This window comes from Ammonifex thiophilus, assembly GCF_003368535.1.
Lineage (GTDB): Bacteria > Bacillota > Desulfotomaculia > Desulfotomaculales > Ammonificaceae > Ammonifex > Ammonifex thiophilus.
Genome location: NZ_QSLN01000052.1, coordinates 1 through 692 on the forward strand (window position 1 = coordinate 1; position 692 = coordinate 692).

Genomic DNA, 692 nt, shown 5'->3' on the forward strand with positions numbered 1-692 from the left:
TTATGACCTGATTTTCTTACGTGCGCCCGGCATGGGCGATAACTAGGCGGTGAAAGTCCGCTGTGGGCTTGGTAGTGGGAACCACTAGCCAAGAGCAAGGGTGTCCATCGTGAGGTGGAATCTGAAGGAAGCTTAAGGCAAAATCTCGGTCTGATGAACAAGAACCAGATAAGAGGCTGAATTGGGATGGATGAGTTTGCGTAACAAAACGAAGTCCAACACTACCCGAATCCCATACAGTAAATCTGGCAGATATATGAGATGAAAGTTATCGTTCTTACCCGGGGAGGTCTCAAGGATAAGTCATGGAAGTAAAATCTGAAGTGACAACCCATACAGTGATGTATGGTTGAACCTTGAGAAGTCAGCAGAGGTCATAGTACTTATCTAGACATGAATAGATAAGGAAGGACCGAACGTTAGGAGGTTTTGGAAATCTTATGGACTCGAAAGATATGCAGAGACTGCAGACAACTCAACAAAGAGGCTATCCGTTGAATAGAGAAATGGAATTTCAAAAGACAACGGAAGTGCATAGTATATCATCGGCGTCGGAAGATGGAAGAAACGAGGTACAAAGATATACCGGCAAGATGCTTGAAATGATAGTAGAACGAGGGAACATGGAAGCAGCATACAAGCGCGTTGTTGCAAATAAAGGAAGCCATGGAGTCGATGGGATGGAAGTAGAT

The 692-nt window shown here is 44.5% G+C and carries 1 pseudogene; it reads left to right on the forward strand.

Annotated elements, in window-relative coordinates:
* Positions 1 to 440: 440 nt before the first annotated feature.
* Positions 441 to 692: pseudogene (locus tag DXX99_RS10995) on the forward strand (group II intron reverse transcriptase/maturase); the annotation flags it as partial.